General features: G+C 62.8%; 1 protein-coding gene. It reads right to left on the reverse strand.

Annotated elements, in window-relative coordinates; translation table 11 throughout:
• The coding region (locus JWR98_RS29110; protein ID WP_205491888.1) for a cytosine permease at positions 1-807 on the reverse strand (807 nt) is incomplete at both ends.

Below are 807 nucleotides of genomic sequence, written 5' to 3' on the forward strand. Positions count from 1 at the left end.
GACGATCAGGCCGATGATCATCATCACCATCCACGGCGTGGTGCAGGTGATGATCAGCACAGCGAAGGTCGACACGCTCTGCACCAGGTTGGCGGCGAAACGTCCGATAAAGATGAAGGCAATCGACATCATCCCTATCAGCAGCGTGGCCTTGACCCGCGTCAACAGGCGCGGGAACACGCTGGACATATCCAGGCCGGTGCCATACAGCGAGGTCGTGCCGGTGGACATGCCGCCAATCACTGCGATCAGGCACACCGGCAGGAAGAACCAGGTGGGCGCCACCGCCAGCAGACCGCCGACGTAGTTGTTGGCCGCGATATAGTCCGGTGCCTTGATCGCCACGATGGTCGCGGTAGCCAGGCCGAACAGGAACGGGATCAAGGTGGCGATCTGTGCCGCCACTACCGCCAGCATGATGCGCATCTTCGGCGTTTCACGCGGGATGTAGCGCGACCAGTCACCGAGAAACGCGCCGAAGGAAATCGGGTTGCTCATGGCCACCAGCGCCGCGCCGATAAACGCCGCCCAGAACCCGCTCTGGCCCAAGGCTACGGTACCGGCGAAGTGGCTGTCGAAGGCCGGCGCAAACGCGAAGATCCCGAGCAGAAACAGCAGGCTCGCCGCCCACACCGCGATGCGGTTGACCCACAGCATGAAGCGAAAGCCGTAGATGCACACGGTGAGCACCAGCAGGGCGAACAGGCCATAGGCCAGGCCCAGGGTCAGGTCGGTTTCCGGCAGGCCAATCAGACGTTTCGCACCGCCGACCAGCGCATCGCCCGAACTCCACACCGACAGTGAAAA

This window comes from Pseudomonas lactucae, from assembly GCF_016937615.1.
GTDB classification, from domain to species: Bacteria; Pseudomonadota; Gammaproteobacteria; order Pseudomonadales; family Pseudomonadaceae; genus Aquipseudomonas; species Aquipseudomonas lactucae.